The organism is Pseudomonas sp. Tav-5-1A (genome assembly GCF_055755055.1).
Map to the genome: position 1 here is coordinate 1,643,370 of NZ_CM146901.1, position 21,104 is coordinate 1,664,473.

10 protein-coding genes are annotated in these 21,104 nt (G+C 65.5%); 5 read left to right on the forward strand and 5 right to left on the reverse strand.

The genetic code is table 11. The annotated features are described in order from the left end of the window. The first annotated feature begins 74 nt into the window (after positions 1-74). Genes AC0J42_RS07405 through AC0J42_RS07415 form a run of 3 tightly spaced genes read left to right on the forward strand, consistent with a single transcriptional unit; the run spans position 75 to position 1,245 of the window. Positions 75-416, forward strand: coding sequence for a helix-turn-helix domain-containing protein (locus AC0J42_RS07405; protein WP_416422973.1), 342 nt, complete (start codon positions 75-77; stop codon positions 414-416). Next, positions 413-784: a hypothetical protein gene (locus AC0J42_RS07410; RefSeq protein ID WP_416422974.1), complete on the forward strand. Its 372-nt coding sequence runs from the start codon at positions 413-415 to the stop codon at positions 782-784. Before AC0J42_RS07405 ends, AC0J42_RS07410 begins: the two co-directional genes overlap by 4 nt. Next, positions 778-1,245, forward strand: coding sequence for a tetratricopeptide repeat protein (locus tag AC0J42_RS07415; protein ID WP_416427551.1), 468 nt, complete (start codon positions 778-780; stop codon positions 1,243-1,245). The genes AC0J42_RS07410 and AC0J42_RS07415 overlap by 7 nt, the downstream gene beginning before the upstream one ends. Here the strand turns inward: AC0J42_RS07415 and AC0J42_RS07420 are convergent. Together AC0J42_RS07420 and AC0J42_RS07425 are read right to left on the reverse strand one after the other, a co-directional pair. After that, a complete protein-coding gene (locus AC0J42_RS07420; protein WP_473005658.1) occupies positions 1,157-2,989 on the reverse strand; it encodes a bifunctional diguanylate cyclase/phosphodiesterase in 1,833 nt (610 codons plus the stop codon). The genes AC0J42_RS07415 and AC0J42_RS07420 overlap by 89 nt on opposite strands. Before the next feature lie 170 nt (positions 2,990-3,159). Then, a complete protein-coding gene (locus AC0J42_RS07425; RefSeq protein ID WP_416422976.1) occupies positions 3,160-5,241 on the reverse strand; it encodes a carboxy terminal-processing peptidase in 2,082 nt (693 codons plus the stop codon). A 139-nt stretch (positions 5,242-5,380) separates the two neighbouring features. Here AC0J42_RS07425 and AC0J42_RS07430 point away from each other — a divergent pair, with 139 nt between their 5' ends. Next, complete coding sequence (locus AC0J42_RS07430) at positions 5,381-6,343, forward strand: zinc-binding dehydrogenase (RefSeq protein ID WP_473005659.1); 963 nt, start codon at positions 5,381-5,383, stop codon at positions 6,341-6,343. 99 nt (positions 6,344-6,442) lie between these two features. On the opposite strand, the gene AC0J42_RS07435 is transcribed toward AC0J42_RS07430, so the two are convergent. Genes AC0J42_RS07435 through AC0J42_RS07445 form a run of 3 tightly spaced genes read right to left on the reverse strand, consistent with a single transcriptional unit; the run spans position 6,443 to position 11,367 of the window. Beyond that, positions 6,443-7,798, reverse strand: coding sequence for an HlyD family type I secretion periplasmic adaptor subunit (locus AC0J42_RS07435; RefSeq protein WP_416422978.1), 1,356 nt, complete (start codon positions 7,796-7,798; stop codon positions 6,443-6,445). Positions 7,799-7,809: 11 nt separating this feature from the next. Beyond that, the gene (locus tag AC0J42_RS07440; protein ID WP_473005660.1) at positions 7,810-9,969 is read right to left on the reverse strand and encodes a type I secretion system permease/ATPase; all 2,160 of its coding nucleotides are present in this window, start codon (positions 9,967-9,969) and stop codon (positions 7,810-7,812) included. Positions 9,970-10,011: 42 nt separating this feature from the next. Further along, positions 10,012-11,367, reverse strand: coding sequence for a TolC family outer membrane protein (locus AC0J42_RS07445; protein WP_473005661.1), 1,356 nt, complete (start codon positions 11,365-11,367; stop codon positions 10,012-10,014). Between the two features lie 573 nt (positions 11,368-11,940). On the opposite strand from AC0J42_RS07445, the gene AC0J42_RS07450 reads away from it, so the two are divergent. Further along, positions 11,941-21,084: a retention module-containing protein gene (locus tag AC0J42_RS07450; protein ID WP_473005663.1), complete on the forward strand. Its 9,144-nt coding sequence runs from the start codon at positions 11,941-11,943 to the stop codon at positions 21,082-21,084. The last annotated feature ends 20 nt before the right edge of the window (positions 21,085-21,104 follow it).

Here is a 21,104-nt window from a genome sequence, read left to right on the forward strand (position 1 = left end):
CCTGCTGCTGTTACTATATTTGGCATAAGGATTATGCCTACAGATTACATATGGTGATCCTACAGGGGGTTGTAATGGGTGTTCAGGTCATCAGTCGCGATGGCAAGCCGGAATATGCCGTGCTGCCGTGGGAGCAATACCAGGCGTTGCTGGCCGCCGCCGGGCAACCCGTTGCCCCGGCGCCCAGCGTCGAGGCGCCAGCGCCGCAGGTAGCCGAGCAGGCTGCGCCGGCGTTTTCGCGCCTGGGCGAACTGCGTGAAGCCAAGGGCCTGGCCCTGGACCAGCTGGCGCGCACCGTGGGCATCAGCCCGTCCTACCTGGCCATGATCGAGTCTGGCCAGCGCGAACCCGACGCCGCCATTCGACGAAGCCTGGCGTGGGAGCTGGGGGTTCCCGGCTGGGGAGAGCCGACGTGAGCGTGCGCATCAGCCGCCAGCAGTGGGATGGCCTGCTGAACGAGCTGGACCATGCCCGCCGCCAGCGCCACCTGCTGACCTACCGCGCCTTGCTTGAGCGCCTGCAACTGCCCAGCCCGGCCATGCAGACGCTGACCGCTGCCCTTGAGTACCTGGCCGTGATCGACGCCCGCGCCGAGCAGCCGTTGCGCAGCTCGCTGGTGATCAGCCAGGGCGCCAGCCGCCTGCCGCGCACCGGGTTCTTCGAATGCGTGGAGCGCCTGGGACGTTTTTCCGGGCCGTCCGATGGTGTTGCCGCCGCCTCCTGGCACGCCTCGGAAGTGGTGCGGGTGTTCGAATTCAGCTACCCGGAAGAATGCACATCGTGAACAAGACGCTGTGGCTGCTCCGCGCGCGGATCAGCTACTGGGTGGCACGCCAACTGTTTCACTGGCCCTGGTTCGTGCGCCAGCCCCAAGGCTGGGCGTGGCTGGAAGGGCAATTCTCGCGCATGGCCAACCTGGGCGACGTCAACGCCATGGGCTTCTACGGCCATATCCTGATGTTCCGTGGCAAGGGCCTGGCAGCCCGCGACGAGGGCCAGCGCCTGCTGCGCCTGGCGGCCGAACGCGGCGACGCGCGGGCGGCGTACCAGATGGGCGTGATCAGCCTGGCGGGCACCTTGCGCAGCGCCCCGGATGGGGTAGCCGCGGTGCACTGGTGGGAAATGGCCTTGGCCGGCGGTCACCCGCTGGCGGCGTTCAAGTTGGCGCAGCTGTACCGCCAGGGTGGCCCGGGGCTGGCGCCAGACCCTGAGCGGGCGGCGCGCTACGAAGCACCTCGGGGCTGAGGGTGTCGAGTACCTGGATGCTGTAGCCGGGCACCACCTTGGCCTGGTGCTTGGCCTGGGACGCCAGCTCGGCCAGTAGGCTGGCATCCAGGTCGGCGCAGGCTTCAGGGTGCAAATGCACCACGCCGATGGACAGTGACAGCAGCGCGAACTCCTGCCGTTGGCCCTGGCGGTTGTGGGCCACGAAACAGCCTTCCTCCAGGTGCTCGGCGCGGTAGAAACGCCGGCACTGGGCCTGGAAGTCCTCCAGCAGCTGGTTCAATCGTTTGCGCCAGTCAGGCGAGTTCAGCACCAACATGAAATCATCGCCGCCTATGTGCCCGACGAAGTCGCGCGCCGGGTCCACGCGCTCGTTCAGGCATTGGGCCAGGCACAGCAACACCTCATCGCCACGGCCGTAGCCGTAGATATCGTTGAAGGGCTTGAAACTGTCGATGTCCACGTAGCAGATGGCCGCCTCGCGGCCTTGCTGCAGCACCCGGGTCAGGCACTGCTGGATCGGCACGTTGCCCGGCAGCAGGGTCAGCGGGTTGGCGTGGCGGGCCTGCTGGATCTTCATTTCGGTGATCAGCTTGAGCACGTCGATCACCCGCCCCAAGCCCAGGTAGCGGCCGTCCAGGGTTATGATGAAATCTTCTTCCATGCGTTGCCGGGCGCGGCTGGTGAGCAGGCGGCTGACCTGCTGCAGCGACTGGCTGACCTCCACCGCCAGGAAGTCCTCGCTCATCAGCCGGCTGATGGGCTTGCGCGCGAACAGTTCGGTGGCGTAGGGCTTGAGCAGCGCCTCGGACAACGAGTGCCGGTGGACGATGCCGCAGGGCTGCTGCTGGGCGTCCAGCACCGCCAGGCTGTTGAGGTTGGCCTGGCTGCGAAACGCCTCCAGCACCGCGGCGGTGGGCATGTCCTGCTGCACCGCCAGCTGTTCGATCAGCAGCGCACTGAGGTCGCTGCCTTCATCGGCCAGGGGCATCAGGTTGCTGTCCAGCTTCGGCAACAGCACCCGCGCGTCGTGGGGCGGATGTTCCTGAGGGCGGGCCAGCAGGTAGCCCTGCACCAGGTCCACGCCCATTTCCGCCAGCACGGTCAGCTCCTCGGGCAGTTCGATGCCCTCGGCGATCACCTGGGCGCGCGAAGCCTTGGCGATCTGCAGGATGGAGCCGACGAACTCGCGCTTGAGCGCGTCCTGGTGGATGCCGTCGATGAAGTGCCGGTCGATCTTCACGTAGTCGGGGCGCAGTTCCGACCACAGGCGCAGGCTCGAATAGCCGGCGCCCAGGTCGTCCAGGGCAATCGAAAAGCCCATGGCGCGGTAGTGGTGCAGGGCGTTGTACAGCAGCTGGAAATCGTCGGTGGGGGTCTGCTCGGTCAGCTCGATGACCACGTCGCTGGGCGGGATGCCGTGGGCCTGCAGCAGCTTGAGGGTCATGCCTGGCTGGTGGCTGGGTTCGAGCAGCGACTCGGGCGACACGTTGAGGAACAGCTTGCCCGCCAGCTTCTGCTCGCTGAAGCGCCGGCAGGCGGTTTCCCGGCAGGCGATCTCCAGCTCGCTGAGGCGCCCGGCCTGGCGCGCCACGGCGAACAGGTTGATGGGCGAGTGCAGGGCGCTGTTCGACGGCCCGCGGCTGAGCGCCTCATACCCCAGGATACGCCGCTCCGACAGCGAGACGATGGGCTGGAACAGGGTGTGCAGGTTGCCCTGGGCCAGGATGGTGGCCAATGCGCCCAGCTGTTCGGTGATGGTCATGAATATTGCAACCTTGTGGGAGCTGGCTTGCCAGCGAGCTTTTGAGGGGGCAATTAAAAGCTCGCTGGCGAGCCAGCTCCCACAAAAAAGGCTGGGCACCTCTTACAGTGCCCAGCCCCTTATTTCACGACAGCTGGATGACCATTTGATGACAATTGGCCATCATTTCATCAATGCTTGGCAACCGTCGAGTTCAGCTTCAGGTAGTCCAGCAGGATGCGACCGGTCTCGGCCAGGTAGGCGTCGTCCTCAGGCTTGGTCTTGTCCGGCTCGGCCGCCAGGGCGTCCTCGTCTTCCTTCTTCATTTCCTTCAGCGGTGCCTCGCCCTTGGCCTTGCGACGGGCGTTTTCCAGCGCCAGCTGCTTGGCTTCGATGTCGGCGTGCTGGGCACGGCGGTCGGCTTCGTTGAGGCTGACGGTCTTCTCACTCATCAGCTTCTCGGCCAGCGCCAGGCGGTCGCGAATGTAGATGAACTCGGCGTCCTTGTCGGTGCGCGCGTCGTGGTCAGCTTTCAGCTGTGCAATGAACGGCTTGAACGGGTCGACCGCAGGCTTGATCGAAGGACGGATGGTGTCCCACGGCATGGCCTCGGGCAGGGCGCTCTCGCCAATTTCCTTGGTGTCGATGATCGACGGGAAGGCCACGTCAGGCAGTACGCCCTGGTGCTGGGTGCTCTGGCCGGAAACACGGTAGAACTTGGCCAGGGTCAGCTTCAGTTCGCCATGGTTCAGCGGCTGGATGGTCTGCACGGTGCCCTTGCCGAAGGTCTGGCCGCCGACGATCAACGCACGGTGGTAGTCCTGCATGGCGCCGGCGAAGATCTCCGAGGCCGAAGCCGACAGGCGGTTCACCAGCAAGGCCATCGGGCCTTTGTAGAAGGCGCCCGGGTTCTCGTCTTCCAGCACGTCGACACGGCCGTCGGCATTACGCACCAGCACCGTCGGGCCTTTCTCGATGAACAGGCTGGTCAGTTCGGTGGCTTCCTGCAGCGAGCCGCCGCCGTTGTTGCGCAGGTCGATGACCACGCCGTCGACGTTCTCTTTCTGCAGCTCGGTCAGCAATTTCTTCACGTCGCGGGTGGTGGACTTGTAGTCCGGGTCGCCGGCGCGGAAGGCCTTGAAGTCGAGGTAGAAGGCCGGGATGTCGATGACGCCCAGCTTGTATTCCTTGCCGTTCTCGGTGAGGTGCAGGATGGATTTCTTCGCCGCCTGCTCTTCGAGTTTCACCGCTTCACGGGTGATGGAAACGATCTTGCTGGTCTGGTCGTTCGGCGCATTGGTGTGGGGGATCACTTCCAGGCGCACCACGGAGCCCTTGGCGCCGCGGATCAGCTTGACCACTTCGTCGAGGCGCCAGCCCACCACGTCGACCATTTCCTTGTCGCCCTGGGCGACGCCGATGATCTTGTCGGACGGGGCGATCTGCTTGGTCTTGTCGGCCGGGCCGGCAGGCACCAGGCGCACTACCTTGACCTGGTCGTTGTCGCTTTGCAGCACGGCGCCGATACCTTCGAGCGACAGGCTCATGTTGATATCGAAGTTTTCCGCGCTGTCGGGCGACAGGTAGTTGGTGTGCGGGTCATACGACTGGGCGAAGGTGTTGATGTACGCCTGGAAGATGTCCTCGCTGCGGGTCTGGTCCAGGCGCGCCAGCTGGTTCTTGTAGCGCTTGGTCAGGGTGTCCTGGATCTGCTTGTTGTCCTTGCCGGCGATCTTCATGCGCAGGACTTCGTCCATCACGCGCTTGCGCCACAGGTTGTCCAGGTCCGCCTCGGTGGTGATCCACGGGGCGTCCTTGCGGTCCACGGCCAGGGTCTCGTGGCCGGTGAAGTCCATCTTGTCGACGCCTTTGCCCAGTTCGGCCAGGGCGAAGTCCAGGCGCGATTTCACCCGGTCAAGGTAGCGCTTGTAGATGGTGAAGCCGGGGTCCAGGTCACCGCTCTTGAGGAAGTCGTCGAACTGCGTCTTCCACTTGTCGAACTCGGTGATGTCGCTGGCCAGGAAGTAGCTGCGCGAGGGATCCAGCAGCTTGAGGTAGCTGTCGTAGATGATCACCGAACGCTTGTCGTCCAGCGGCGGCTTGCTGTAGTGATGGCGCTTGAGCAGCTCGACGATGTTGAGGCTGGCGATCACCTCGTCACGGTCAGGCTGAAGGTTATCCCAGCTATTGGCTGCGAAGGTGCGGGCGGACATCGACAGAGCGCCGAGGCCGATGCACAGTGCAAGGGCGGAGCTGGGCAGTAGATGCTTCATGCTGATTCGACGTGGGGACAATTGATCACGCATATTAGGCCGTCTTTGAATTCGCCGGTTTCATTGAAACCGGTCGCATAATGCAACAAGCCCGGCGCCTAGGCACCGGGCTCAGTCATGAGTCAACTATGGAGGCACTGTGAAGGCATTGCAAGGCGTTGAAGGACATGTGGAGTGGGTAGACCATCCGAGCGCGGTTTGCGACGTGGGTCAAGTGAAAATTCGGACAGCTGCCGCCGGCCTCAATCGTGCCGACCTGTTGCAGCGTGCCGGCCTCTATCCGCCACCGCCGGGTGCCAGCCAGGTGCTGGGCCTGGAATGCGCCGGCGTGATCAGCGAAGTGGGCCCCGGCTCGTCCTGGCAGGTGGGCGACCGGGTGTGCACGTTGCTGGCCGGTGGCGGCATGGCCGAGGAAGTGGTGGTCGACGGCCGTCACGTGCTGCCGGTGCCGGCGGGCCTGTCGCTGATCGAGGCGGCGGCCATTCCCGAGGTGTACGCCACGGTGTGGCTGAACCTGTTCCAGCTGGCCGCGCTCAAGCCCGGTGAAAAGGTGCTGCTGCACGCCGGTGCCAGCGGCATCGGCTCGGCGGCCATCCAGCTGTGCAAGGCGTTCGGCAACCCCACCTGGGTCAGCGTCGGCTCGGCCGAGCGCCTGGCCTACTGCGAGGCGCTGGGCGCCCAGGGCGGCGTGGTGCGTGGCGATGGCCTGGACGCGCTGAGCGACTTCGGCCCGTTCGATGTGATCCTGGATCCGGTGGGCGCCAATTACGCCGACCTGAACCTGAAGGTGGCGGCGGTGGACGCGCGCTGGGTGCTGATCGGCCTGATGGGCGGCACCAAGGCCAACATCGACCTGGGCAAGGTGCTGGGCAAGCGCGTGCAGATGCTCGGTTCGACCCTGCGCAGCCGCAGCGACCAGTTCAAGGCGGATTTGCTCAGCGACCTGGGTCAACACGTGTGGCCGCTGTTCGAGGAAGGGCGCCTGAAGCCACAGGTGGCGCGGACCTTCCCGGTGCGTGATGCCGAGGCAGCGTTCGCCGAGTTGGCCAGCAACCAGGTGTCGGGCAAGGTGGTGTTGATCGTCGATCCGTCCTTGGTGTGAGGTGGCATTGGACGCGGCCTGCGGCCGCTGCTACGCAGATCCGATTTATGGCGTATACGCATTCGCGTAGCAGCGGCCGCAGGCCGCGTCCAGGTCCCGTCAACGTTCGCGCAACGCCTCCGTGCGTGCCTTCAACACCGGCTTCAGCAGGTAGTCGAGCACGCTCTTCTCGCCGGTGATGATGTCCACCGTCGCCGTCATCCCCGGGATGATCACCAGCGGCTTGGCGTCGCCCCCCAGGTGGTTGGCGTCGGTGCGCACCTGAATCAGGTAGAAGCTGTTGCCCTTGTCGTCGGTGATGGTGTCGGCGCTGATCAGTTCCAGCTTGGCCTTCAGGCCGCCGTAGATGGTGTAGTCATAGGCGCTGAACTTGACCATGGCCGGCTGGCCGGGGTGCAGGAACGCCACGTCCTGGGGCCGCACCTTGGCCTCGATCAGCAGGTTGTCTTCCAGCGGCACGATCTCGACCATGTCGCTGCCCGGCTGCACCACGCCGCCGATGGTGTTGACCTTCAGCGTCTTGATGATGCCGCGGACCGGCGACACCACCGTGGTGCGGCTGACGCGGTCGTCGATGGCGATGCTGGTGGCGGTGATTTTCGACAGGTCGGTGCGCTTGGCGTTGAGGTCCTTGGAGGCGTCGGAGCGGAACTGCTGGTTCGACTCGTTCATCTTGCTCTTGATCTCGTTGATCGCCGCTTCGGCCCGGGGAATTGCCAGGGTGGTGGCGTCCATCTGCCCGCGGGCTTCCACCGCGCTGCGCTTGAGCCGCAGGATTTCCACCGGCGAGATAGCCCCGGTGCCCACCAGCGGCGTCGACATGTTCAGTTCCTGCTGCAGCAGCCCCAGGCTTGAGCGGTACTGATCCTGCTTGGAGCGGAACTCCGCCAATTCCTGGGTCTTCTGCCGCAGTTGCTCGCTGAGGGTCTGCTGTTCGCTGGCCAGGCGGCGCTGGCGCGACTGGTACAGGCCCATCTCGTCCTCGGCCACTTGCGGGGCCTTTTTGCGCACCTCATCGGAGACCACGAACGGCTTGCCATCGGCCTCGGCGGACAGCCGTTCGACTTGGGCCATCAGCGCGTAGCGGTCGGCCTCGCTCTCGCCCTTGTTGGACAGGAAGCGCGTGTCGTCCAGGCGCAGCAGGGTGTCGCCCTTGTTCACCACCTGGCCTTCGCGCACGTAGATCTCGGTGACGATGCCGCCCTCCAGGTTCTGGATGACCTGCACCTTGCTGGACGGAATGGCCTTGCCTTCGCCCATGGTGACTTCCTGCAGTACGGCGAACTTGGCCCAGATCAACGCCGCCAGCAGCAGGGCGGCGCACAGCCACACGGTAATGCGCGTGAGCCGGGGTGAATCTTGCAGCGCCGCGCTGGCAAGCTCGGGCATGAACTCGCTCTCGGCGGTCTTGCCGAAGCTGCTGAAATAGCCGCGCAGGCCTTGGGAAGCTGACATCAATACCACTCCTAAACAGGCGTCTGGCCGACGCGGCCTTTGCGCAGGGCTTCGATCACCGCGTCCTTGGGCCCGTCGGCGACGATGCGGCCGTTGTCCAGCACCACCAGGCGGTCAACCAGGCTGAGCATGGAGGTGCGGTGGGTGACCAGCAGCAGCGTCTTGCCGCCCACCCAGTTGTGCAGGCGCAGGCGCAGGGCGTCCTCGCTGGCGTTGTCCATGTGGCTGGTGGGCTCGTCGAGCACCATGATCGGCGGGTCCAGCAGCAGCGAGCGGGCCAGCAGCACGGCCTGGCGCTGGCCGCCGCTGAGCAGCTGGCCGCGCTCGCCCACCGGGCGGTCGAAACCTTGCGGGTGCTGGCGGGCCAGCTCGGTGACGCCGGTCATCTCGGCTACTTCCAGCATGCGCGCGTCGCTGACGTAGCGGGCGCCCATGGTCAGGTTGTCGCGCAGGCTGCCGGCCAGCAGCGGCAGGTCGTGGGCCACGTAGCCGATCTGCTGGCGCAGGTCGGCCACGTCCAGTTGCCGCAGGTCGAGGTTGTCCAGCAGGATCTGGCCTTCCTCGGGCTCGTAGAAACCCATCACCAGCCGCGCCAGGGTGCTCTTGCCCGAGCCGCTGCGGCCGATGATGCCGATGCGCTCGCCGGCGCGCATGCTGAAGCTGACGTTGCCCAGCGCCGGGGCGTTCTGGTTGGCGTAGCGGAAGGTCACCTGGCTGACGGCCAGGGCGCCCTGCAGTTGCGTGCGTTCCAGCGGGCGCTGGCGCGGGTCGCGCTCCTGGGGCAGGGCCATCAGCGCGTCGGTGCTGACCATGGTCAGCTGCGCCTGCTGGTAGCGAGTGATCAGCCCGGCGATCTGACCCAGGGGCGCCAGCACGCGGCTGCTGAGCATGTAGCTGGCCACCAGGGCGCCGACGCTGAGGTTGCCGGCGATGATGGTGTACACGCCGGCGACGATCACCGCCATGCCGGCGAACTGCTGGATGAACAGCGTGCCGTTGGTGGCCAACGCCGCCAGGTTGCGGGCGTGGCTGTCCAGGCGGGTGAGGGCGCCGTGGGTGGATTCCCACTGGTACTGGCGCTCGCTCTCGGCGCTGCAGGCCTTGATGCTTTCCAGGCCGCTGAGGGTTTCGATCAGCAGCGCCTGGCGCTCGGCGCCCAGGGCCAGGCTCTTCTGCACGGTGTCGCGCAGCTTGGCCTGGATGATCAGGGCGAAGCCGATGGTCAGCGGGAAGGCGACGATGGGCACCAGCACCAGCCAGCCGCCCAGCAGGCCGATCACCGCCAGCATCAGCACGGCGAAGGGCAGGTCGATGATGCTGGTCAGGGTCACCGCGGTGAGGAATTCACGCAGGCCCTGGAAGTCATGGATGCTCTGGGCGAAACCACCGATGGTGGCCGGCTTGGCCTTCATGGCCATGCCGGTGATGCGCTCGAACAGGGTCGCGGAGAGAATCAGGTCGGTCTTCTTGCCGGCGGTGTCCAGCAGGTGCGCGCGCAGCACCCGCAGCACCAGTTCGAACAGCGTGCCCACCAGCAAGCCGATGGCCAGCACCCACAGGGTGGAGGTGGCCTGGTTGGGCACCACGCGGTCGTAGGTCTGCATCACGAACAGCGGCACCATCAGGCCCAGCAGGTTGATCATCAGGCTGGCCAGGATCGCATCGCTGTACAGCCAGCGCGACAGTTTCAGGGTGTCGCGAAACCAGGCATGCACCCGCGGCATCAGCGGCTGGCGCAGGTCTTCCAGTTCGTGGCGCGGCCGCGCGAACAGGGCCTCGCCGGTGTACTCGGCGGCCAGTTCCTCCTGGCTCACCCATTGCTCGCCGCCTTCGGCCTCGCTGGGCAGGATCAGCGCGCGGTCGTCCTCGCCCAGGCGGCGTAGCACGGCGCAGCGGCCGCCCTTGAGCATCAGCAGCACCGGCAGGTTGAGCGCCGAGATGGCGCCCAGTTCGCGGCGCAGCAGGCGCGCCGACAGGCTGGCCCGGGCCGCGGCGCGGGGCAGCAGTTCCAGGCTCATGCGCTGTTGCGCCAGGGGCAGGCCGGCGCTCAGGCTGGCGCGGCTGACGGCACAGCCGTGCAGCTTGCACAGGATCAGCAAACCGTCCAGCAGGGGGTCATCGAAACTCAGGCGCGGGTCCGTTGCCGGCCCCGCAGGTTGCATGCTGGTCACGTGTGTTACTCCAAAGCCAAAAGGCAGTTACCCAAGGTGCCGTTACTTCATGTCCGGAAGGCGTGCTTCGTTCTTCACTTCCGTCTGGGCAACCGCTTCGTTGGGCAGTACCACGCGTTCTTTCTCCAGCAGCACGCCCATGTTGGCGAGCACGCGGTACATCGAGAACTCCTCGGTGTAGCGCACTTCGGTGTAGCGGCTGTTGGCGGTGTACAGCTCGTTCTCGCTGTCCAGCAGGTCGAGCAGGGTACGTTGGCCCAGGCCGAACTGGTCCTGGTAAGCCGCGCGCACCTTGGTGGTGGTCTCGGCGTATTCACGCGCGTACGGGGTCTGGGTGTGGGCGTTGTCCATGGCATGCCAGGCCAGCGCCAGGTTCTCGTTGAGCATGCGCAGGGCGTTGTTGCGGATGTCCATGGCCTGGTTGATCTTGTGCGCGTCGGACTGCAGGCGGGCCTTGTCGCTGCCGCCCTTGAACAGGTTGTAGTTCATCACCACGCCGGCACGCCACTCGTTGTCGCGGCCTTGCTCGCCGGAGATGTTGTTGTTGGCATCCACCGCCAGCTCTGCATCGAAGCGTGGGTAGAACGGCGACTTGGCCACTTCGTACTGGCTTTCGGCGGCGGCCACGTCAGCCTGGGCCGACTTCAGGTAGGGGTTGTTCTCGAGCATGGCCTGGCGCGCGGCGAGGATGTCGGCGGGCACTTCGCCACGGATGCTGGGCGGGGCTTCCAGCTCGTCGGGCATGCGCCCCACGGTGCTGAAGAAGTTGGCCTCGGCATCGGCCAGGTTGACCTGGGCAGTGTACAGGTTGTTCTCCGCCAGGGCCCGGCGGGCGCGGGACTGGTCGACGTCGGCGGTGCTGCCGACGCCGCGCTCGCTGCGCAGGCCGATCTGGTCGTTGACGCGCAGGTGCGCCTGCAGGTTGTTCTTGGCCAGGGTCACCAGCTCGCGCTGCTTGAGCACGTTCAGGTACACCTCGATGGCGCGCAGGGCCTGGGTCTCGGCGGTGCCGCGCAGGTAGTACGCGCGCGAGTTGACCACGTCCTTGGTGCGCTGCACTTCGTTGGGGGTGTTGAAGCCGTCGAACAGCATCTGCCGCAGGCGCAGCTCGGACTGGGTGTAGTTCAGGCTCTCGGGGCTGTTGCCCTCGATGGCGCGGGTGGTGGGGCTGTCGGTGCGCGCGCGCCCGTACGCGGCCACCAGGTCGACGGTGGGGTAGTAACCCCCGCGCGCGACTTTCTCATCCTCATCTGCGGACAGGCGGTTATTCAGATTCGACTGGATTTCGGGGTGGTAGCTGATCGTGCTCTGAATCGCCTCTGTCAGCGTCATGCCTTGGGCTTGGGCGCAGGCCATCGCGATCAAGACCGCGCTGCAGATGGGGGTGTAAACGCGCATGGGGTGAATCTCCCTGAGTCTTTAAGTGGTGCAGCAATCGCCAAAAAAATGGCGAAAAATAAGGTCCAATCCGTTTCAGGCTTGTAACATGAGAGCTAAGAACATCCTTAGCGAAATCTAAGAACTTTTTTGCATAACTCTTATTCTAAAAAAAACTTATGCAGTGTTCTGATTTCGAGACATTGTTCTCTCCAGGCCACCCGCGTGACCCAGTTAAACCGGAGAGTTACGGGCGGCGAAGAAAAGTTCAACAAATTTTTGCAGCATAGGGCGGGGATGTAGCGAAGGGGAGGAAGCAGGAGAAATTATGGCGACAAAAAATTGTCACCCGCAGTGCCAAAGTTTATCCTGTAACTTCACTGGTACAAGTTTTCATCAAACTCTTTGAATTAGTTGAAGTTTTAGTTCATGAGGAAGACTTTTTCCAGGATTAGGTAGGGCCTGAACTCTAGCGCCGGGTAGTGCCCCCACTTTGGGGGCCCTCAGCAGACTCATCAGCCACGACCACACGCGAAGCCGATAGCACTTTTTCTGCAAAACCCCATGCCCAGAGCGGCAGATGAGGAGTGCACAATGGCCACGTTGATTGGTGTAGTCAGTCAGGTAATCGGACAGGTATTTGCGATCGGCGCCGACGGCACGCGCCGCGCGGTGCATCAGGGCGACCGGCTGTTCGTCGGCGAGCAGCTGGACACGGGCGCCGATGGCGCCGTGTCGGTGCACCTGCAGAACGGCAAGGAACTGACCCTGGGGCGCGGCAGCGAAGTCACGCTCAACCAGAACATGCTGGGCGACATGGCCCCGCACGTGGCCACCCAGGAAGTCGCCGCGCCCAGCCAGGCCGAGCTGACCGACGTACAGAAAATCCAGCAAGCCATCGCCGCCGGTGCCGACCCTACCCAGGCGGCTGAAGCCACCGCCGCTGGCCCGGCTGCAGCGGGCACCCCAGCTGCGGGCGGCGAGGCCGGTGGCGGCCACAGCTTCGTGCTGCTCACCGAGACCGCCGGCGTAGTCGACCCGGTGGTGGGCTACCCCACCGCAGGCTTCAACGGCGTGCCTGACTTCGCCACGCCCCAGGTGCTGGGCGCTACCAACACCAACGCCGCGGCGCTGGTGGCGGTGGACAACGGCATCACCCTCACTGGCCTGGGCAATGGCGTCAGCGTCGACGAGGCCAACCTGGCCGACGGTTCCAACCCGCAAGCCTCGGCCCTGACCCAGGGCAGCAGCTTCACCGTCACCGCCGCCGATGGCCTCACCAGCCTGGTGGTAGGCGGCATCACCGTGATCAACAACGGCGTGGTGGTCGGCGTGGGCCAGTCCATCACCACCGGCCTGGGCAACACCCTGACCATCACCGGCTACAACCCCACCACCGGCCAGGTCAGCTACAGCTACACCCTGACCGGCCCCGATACCCAGCCAGCCGGTGGCGGCGCCAACACCGTCAGCGAGAACCTGGGCGTCAGCGCCACTGACTCCAACGGCACCACCAGCACCGGTTCGGTGACCGTGACCGTTGTCGACGACGTGCCCCAGGCAGTCAACGACAACCCCACCACCCCCGCCACCGAGCAGCACCTGGTGCTCACCGGCAACGTGCTGACCAACGACATCCAGGGCGCCGACCGCATCGCCATCACCGCCACCAGCGGCCCGATCACCGCCGGCACCTACACCGGCACCTACGGCACCCTGGTGCTGGCCAGCGATGGCAGCTACACCTACACCCTCAACGCGGCCGGCCAGGCGTTCAACAACCTGCACGGCGGTGGCAGCGGCACCGACAGCTTCACCTACACCCTCAACGATGCCGATGGCGACACCAGCACCGCGGTGCTGACGCTCAACATCAACAACATCAACGACCCGGTGACCATCACCGCACCCACCGTGGGCGGCCTCAACACCACGGTCAACGAAGCCAACCTGGACAACGGTTCGAGCCCCAACGCCGGGGCCCTGTCGCAGAATGGCCAGTTCACCGTCACCGCCCCCGATGGCCTGCAGACCCTGACCATCGGCGGCGTCGCGGTGGTCACCGGCGGCGTGGGCATCAGCTCGCCGGTCAGCATCGTCACCCAGCTGGGCACGCTGACCATCAACAGCTACAACCCCACTACCGGCGTGGTCAGCTACACCTACACCCTGACCCATGCCGACACCCACCCTGACGTCCAGGGCCCGAACACCCTCACCGACACCTTCCAGGTGGTGGCCACCGACACCGATGGCAGCACCGCCACCACCCAGCTGACCACCACCATCGTCGATGACGTGCCCCATGCCGTGGCCGACACCGCGTCGGTCACCGAAGGCGTCAAGGTCGACATCGGCAACGTCGTGGGCAACGACGCCAGCGGGGCCGATGGCTTCGGCGGCGTGGTAGGCGTGCGCGCCGGCAGCAACACCAGCACCCCCGTGGCTGGCGGCGTGGGCGTGGCCATCGAAGGCGTGTACGGCAGCCTGACCATCAACGCCGACGGCACCAGCAGCTACCAGGCCAAGGCCAACGTCGCCAACGACGGTTCGGTCACCGACACCTTCACCTATTCGATCGTGGACAAGGACGGTGATGTCAGCACCACCACCGTCACCATCACCCTCACCGACGCGGGCCTGAAGGCCACCAACGTCGATGGCGCCACCGTGTTCGAAGCCGCGCTGCCCACCGGCAGCCACCCCGACTGGACCAGCGAAGTGGGCACCGGCACCGTGGCCGGCTCGGTCACTGGCGGCGTCGGCGCACTGACCTACAGCCTGCAGGGCGCCGATGCCAACGGCAACGTCACCAGCCAGTACGGCACCTTGCACCTGAATGCCGACGGCACCTACACCTACACCCTCAACGTCGCCCCGCAAGTGTCGGGGGTGGGCACGCTGGACACCTTCACCCTGGTGACCACCGACAGCGCCGGCAACCAAGTGGAAAGCCAGGTTGCGATCAAGATTGTCGATGACGCGCCGGTGGCAGTGCCCGACACCGCCACCCTTACCGAGGGGCTTGTGGCTCAAGGCAACGTGCTGGCCAATGACGTCGGCGGCGCCGACGGCATTGCCGCGGTGATCGGCGTGCGCGTGGGCAGCGACGTTTCCACGCCTGTGACCAGCGGCGTAGGCACGGTCATCCAGGGCGCCTATGGCGAGTTGCTGATCAAGGCCGATGGCACCGCCATCTACCATGCCGATGCCAACTCGGTAGGCAAGGCGGGCGCCACCGATACCTTCACCTACTCGATCATCGACAAAGACGGTGACATCAGCACCACCACCATCACCATCAACGTCACCGACGCGGGCCTGAAGGCCACCAACGTCGATGGCGCCACCGTGTTCGAAGCGGCGCTGCCCACCGGCAGCCACCCGGACTGGACCAGCGAAGTGGGCACCGGCACGGTTGCCGGTTCTGTCACTGGCGGCGTCGGTCAGTTGACCTACAGCCTGCTGGGCTCCGACGCCAACGGCAATGTCACCAGCCAGTACGGCACCCTGCACCTGAATGCCGACGGCACCTACACCTACACCCTCAACGTTGCCCCGCAAGTGCCGGGTATCGGCACACTTGATACCTTCACCCTGGTGACCACCGACAGCGTCGGCAACCACGTTGAAAGCCAGGTGTCGATCAAGATCGTCGACGACGCCCCGGTGGCAGTGCCCGACAGCGTGTCCATCACCGAGGGCCTTGTCGCGCAAGGCAACGTGCTGGCCAACGACGTCGGTGGCGCCGACGGCATTGCCGCAGTGATCGGCGTGCGCGCCGGCAGCAACACCAACACCCCAGTCACCGGCGGCGTGGGCACGGTCATCCAGGGCACCTACGGTGAACTGCTGATCAAGGCCGATGGCACCGCCATCTACCACGCCGATGCCAACTCGGTAGGCAAGGCGGGCGCCACTGATACCTTCACCTACTCGATCATCGACAAAGACGGTGACATCAGCACCACCACCGTCACCATTAACGTCACCGATTCGGGCCTGCACGCCAAGAACGTCAACGGTGTCACCGTCTTCGAAGCGGCCCTGGACTTGAACCAGGACGGCAAGGACCTGGCGCCTGGCACCACCACCGGCAGCCACCCGGACTGGACTTCGGAAACCGCCAGCGGCACTGTGGCCGGCTCGGTGACCGGCGGTGTTGGTGCGCTGACCTACAGCCTGTACGGCTCCGATGCCAACGGCGACCTGAAGACCCAGTACGGCGTCGTTCATATGAACGCCGACGGCACCTACACCTACACCCTCACCAGCGCCCCGCAAGTGGCGGGCCTGGGCACCACCGAAACCCTGACCGTGGTGACCACCGACAGCGTCGGCAACCATGTGGCCAGCCAGCTGACCATCAAGATTGTCGACGACCAGCCGCAGGCCTACGCAGATTTTGCCCGCATCACCGAGGGCCAGACCGCCCAGGGCAATGTGCTGCAGAACGACGTCTCCGGCGCCGACGGCTTCGCCGGCGTGGTTGGCGTGCGCGCTGGTGGCCTGGACGGCAAGGCCGTCACCAGCGGCGTCGGCACCGTGATTCAGGGCCAGTACGGCGAACTGGTCATCGCCGCCGACGGCACCAGCGTGTACCACGCCAACGCCAACTCGGTCGGCCACTTCGGCGTCGACGTGTTCACCTACACCGTGGCCGACAAGGACGGTGACCTGAGCACCACCACCTTGACCATCAAGGTCGACGACGCCCACCTGAAAGCCACCAACGTCGACGGCGTCACCGTGTTCGAAGCCGCCCTGGACACCACCAAGGACGGCAACGACCTGGCCGCCGGCAACACCACCGGCAGCCACCCGGACTGGACTTCGGAAACCGCCAGCGGCACCGTTGCCGGCTCGGTGACCGGCGGTGTTGGCGCACTGACCTACAGCCTGTACGGCTCCGATGCCAATGGCGACCTGAAGACCCAGTACGGCGTCGTTCATATGAACGCCGACGGCACCTACACCTACACCCTCACCAGCGCCCCGCAAGTGGCGGGCCTGGGCACCACCGAAACCCTGACCGTGGTGACCACCGACAGCGTCGGCAACCACGTCGCCAGCCAGCTGACCATCAAGATCGTCGACGACCAGCCCCAGGCCTACGCAGATTTTGCCCGCATCACCGAGGGCCAGACCGCCCAGGGCAACGTGCTGCAGAACGACGTGTCGGGCGCCGACGGCTTCGCCGGCGTGGTTGGCGTGCGCGCTGGCGGCCTGGACGGCAAGGCCGTCACCAGCGGCGTCGGCACCGTGATCCAGGGCCAGTACGGCGAACTGGTCATCGCCGCCGACGGCACCAGCGTGTACCACGCCAACGCCAACTCGGTCGGCCACTTCGGCGTCGACGTGTTCACCTATACCGTGGCGGACAAGGACGGTGACCTGAGCACCACCACCTTGACCATCAAGGTCGACGACGCCCACCTGAAAGCCACCAACGTCGACGGCGTCACCGTCTTCGAAGCCGCCCTCGACACCACCAAGGACGGCAACGACCTGGCCGCCGGCAACACCACTGGCAGCCACCCCGACTGGACCTCGGAAACCGCCAGCGGCACCGTTGCCGGCTCGGTGACTGGCGGCGTCGGCGCGCTGACCTACAGCCTGTACGGCTCCGACGCCAACGGCGACCTGAAGACTCAGTACGGCGTCGTTCACATGAACGCCGACGGCACCTACACCTACACCCTCACCAGCGCCCCGCAAGTGGCGGGCCTGGGCACCACCGAAACCCTGACCGTGGTGACCACCGACAGCGTTGGCAACCACGTGGCCAGCCAGCTGACCATCAAGATCGTCGACGACCAGCCGCAGGCTTACGCAGATTTTGCCCGCATCACCGAGGGCCAGACCGCCCAAGGCAACGTGCTGCAGAACGACGTGTCGGGCGCCGACGGCTTCGCCGGCGTGGTTGGCGTGCGCGCTGGTGGCCTGGACGGCAAGGCCGTCACCAGCGGCGTCGGCACCGTGATTCAGGGCCAGTACGGCGAACTGGTCATCGCCGCCGACGGCACCAGCGTGTACCACGCCAACGCCAACTCGGTCGGCCACTTCGGCGTCGACGTGTTCACCTACACCGTGGCGGACAAGGACGGTGACCTGAGCACCACCACCTTGACCATCAAGGTCGACGACGCGCACCTGAAAGCCACCAACGTCGACGGCGTCACCGTCTTCGAAGCCGCCCTGGACACCACCAAGGACGGCAACGACCTGGCCGCCGGCAACACCACCGGCAGCCACCCGGACTGGACGTCGGAAACCGCCAGCGGCACCGTTGCCGGCTCGGTGACTGGCGGGGTAGGTGCGTTGAACTACAGCCTCTACGGCTCCAACGCCAGCGGCGACCTGCAGGGCCAGTACGGCGTGATCCACATGAACGCCGACGGCACCTACACCTACACCCTTACCAGTGCCCCCCAGGTGCACGGCATCGGCACCACCGAAACCTTCACCCTGGTGACCACCGACAGCGTCGGCAACCACGTGGCCAGCCAGCTGACCATCAAGATCGTCGATGACAAGCCGCAGGCCTATCCGGACTCTGCGCACATCCTCGAAGGCCAGACCGTGCAGGGCAACGTGCTAGGCAACGACGTGGCGGGGGCCGACGGCTTCTACGGCGTGGTCGGCGTGCGCGCCGGCGGCCTGGATGGCAAGCCGGTCACCACCGGCGTGGGTACCGTCATCGAGGGGCTGAATGGCCAGCTGATCATCGCCGCCGACGGCAGCAGTGCCTACCACGCAAACGCCAACGCGGCGAACCATGGCGACGTGACCGACACCTTCACCTACACCATGGCCGACAAGGACGGTGACCTGAGCACCACCACCGTCACCATCCAGGTCGGCGGCGCCGGCCTGCACATCGTGCCGGGCGACGGCCCGGGCGTGACCGTGGCCGAAGCCGCCCTGGACCTGAACCAGGACGGCAAGGACCTGGCCGCCGGCACCGTCACCGGCAGCAACCCCGATTCCACCGCCGAAACCGGCACCGGCTCGGTGGCAGGTTCCATCGCGGGCGGCAGCGGCGGCATTACCTACAGCATCGACGGCGCGGTGAACGGCCTGTTCACCACCGCCCACGGGGTGATCCAGCTCAACGCCGACGGCAGCTACACCTACACCCTGACCTCGGCACCCAAGACCGATCCAGCGGCCGACAACGGCGCCGACACCACCACCGACACCATCACCTACCGTGGCACCGATAGCCAGGGCAACAGCATCACCAACCAGTTGGTGATCAACATCACCGACGACGTGCCCCAGGCGGGCGCCATCGACCGCGTGGCCATCGCCCCGGAACTCAACACCAACGTGTTGCTGGTGATCGACGTGTCCGGCAGCATGGACGATCCGTCCGGCGTGGGTAACCTGTCGCGCCTGGACCTGGCCAAGCAGGCCATCAGCGCGCTGCTGGACAAGTACGACGGCATGGGCGACGTGAAAGTGCAGGTGGTGACCTTCAGCAACGGCACCGACACCCCGAGTAACGTCTGGGTCGACGTGGCCACTGCCAAGGCCTATATCGCCGGCCTGCACGCCAACGGCGGCACCAACTACGACTACGCCCTGAGCGCGGCCGAAAACGCCTTCACCACCAACGGCAAGCTGGTGGGCGGGCAGAACGTGGCGTACTTCTTCTCGGACGGCAACCCGACCCTGTCCAGCACCCACCCGACATCGGGTAACGGCCAGTCGGGCAGCCAGACCAACCCCAACCTGGGCGACGGTATCGACACCACCGAGGAGAAGGCCTGGACCGACTTCCTCAATGCCAACGACATCAAGGCCTACGCCATTGGCCTGGGCAACGGCGTCGACGCCCAGTACCTGAACCCGATCGCCTACGACGGCACCACCGGCACCAACACCAATTCGACCGTAGTCACCAACCTCAACGACCTCAACAACGTGCTCAGCAGCACGGTGCAGAGCGTATCGCTGGCCGGTACCCTGTTGACCAACGGCAGCTTTGGCGCCGACGGTGGCTTCGTCAAATCCATCACCGTCGACGGCACCACCTACACCTACGATCCGAAGGCCAACAACGGCACCGGCGGCATGACCACTGAAGGTGGCACCAGCCACGGTACGTTCGACACGACCACCAACAGCATCAGCGTGGCCAGCAGCCACGGCGGTACCGTGGTGGTCAACATGGACACCGGTGCCTACACCTACACCGCCGCGTCCAGTGGCGGCAGCTCGACCTTCACCGACAAGGTGGGCTTCGTGCTGGCCGACAACGACGGCGACCTGTCCAGCCCGGCCAACCTGAGCATCACCGTGACGCCGAACTCGCCACCGGTGGCGGCTGCCGACCACGTCATCACCAACATCCTGTCGTCCACCATCATCGTGCCCAGCGAGGCCCTGACGGCCAACGACACCGATGCCAACGGCGACCCGCTGACCGTGGCCAACACCGGCTTCGACACCGGCTGGGGCAGGGGCATGGACTTCACCGCCACCAGCAAACAAACCATCGGCTTCACTGGCACCAGCAACAATTCCAGCAACCAGATCATCAGCCTCGACCGCAGTTCGTTCCAGGCCAATACCTCTGCCATGACGGCGGCACTGGTGGTCACCGGCTACCTGGCCAGCGGTAACAGCGCCAACGCCAACGACTACATCACTGTGCACCTGAAAGCCGGGGAAAGCCTGTCCCTGACCGACACCAACAACAGCCATTTGAACATGAGCTGGTCGCTGAACAATGGCCAGGCCAACAGCCTGGGCGATGGTGGCACGCTGACGGCCAGCACCGAGGGCGACTACACCATTCACATCTCCCATGCCAGTGGCTACAGCAGCGGCAGCACCAACTACAACCTGGGCATGAGCATCAACTACGCCGGGGCAACGCCTGACACGCCTGACCTGCATGCCACCTACACCGTCACCGACAACCATGGTGGCAGCGACACCGCGGCGGCGGTCATCACCTACCAGGCCGGCCACACACTGACCGGCACCGCAGGCGATGACATCCTGATCGGCGACGACAGCGGCAACACGTTCAGAAGCATGGGTGGCCACGACGTCATGATTGGTGGCGCCGGCAACGATATCTTCGAGGGCAGCACGGGCACGACCACGGTCAGCTACCACAACGCCAAGGGGCCGGTGACGGTCGACCTGAGCAACACCGGGGTGCAGGACACCGTCAATGCCGGGCACGATCAACTGGTCAACATCCAGAACCTGATCGGTTCCGATTACGGCGACCACCTGACCGGCAACAGCCAGGCCAACGTCATCACCGGCGGCGCGGGCAATGACGTGATCAACGGCGGGGGCGGCAACGACACCCTGATTGGCGGCCTGGGCAATAACACCCTGACCGGCGGCGACGGTGCCGACACCTTCAAGTACCTGGCCGGCAACTCGGGCCACGACACCATCACCGACTTCACCGTGGGCACCGACAAGCTCGACCTGTCGCAGCTGCTGCAAGGTGACGGGGCCACGGCGTCGACCCTGGACAGCTACCTGCACTTCAAGGTCACCGGCAGCGGCTCGGGGCTGGTCTCCAGCATCGACGTCAGCACCACCGCCGGCGGCGCGGCCAGCCAGACCATCGACCTGAAAGGCGTCGACCTGGCCAGCCACTACGGGGTTACCCCGGGCTCGGGCGGCACCATCTCGTCCCATGACACGGCGACCATCGTCAGCGGGATGCTGGGTGATCACTCGTTGAAGGTGGACGTGGCCTGACGCTTCACCGCTGAACAAAA

Excerpts from the sequence above, each read along its gene's own strand:
- AC0J42_RS07405 (WP_416422973.1), top strand. The coding sequence starts at position 75 with ATGGGTGTTCAGGTCATCAGTCGCGATGGCAAGCCGGAATATGCCGTG.
- AC0J42_RS07420 (WP_473005658.1), bottom strand. The coding sequence starts at position 2,989 with ATGACCATCACCGAACAGCTGGGCGCATTGGCCACCATCCTGGCCCAG.
- AC0J42_RS07425 (WP_416422976.1), bottom strand. The coding sequence starts at position 5,241 with ATGAAGCATCTACTGCCCAGCTCCGCCCTTGCACTGTGCATCGGCCTC.
- AC0J42_RS07435 (WP_416422978.1), bottom strand. The coding sequence starts at position 7,798 with ATGTCAGCTTCCCAAGGCCTGCGCGGCTATTTCAGCAGCTTCGGCAAG.
- AC0J42_RS07445 (WP_473005661.1), bottom strand. The coding sequence starts at position 11,367 with ATGCGCGTTTACACCCCCATCTGCAGCGCGGTCTTGATCGCGATGGCC.
- AC0J42_RS07450 (WP_473005663.1), top strand. The coding sequence starts at position 11,941 with ATGGCCACGTTGATTGGTGTAGTCAGTCAGGTAATCGGACAGGTATTT.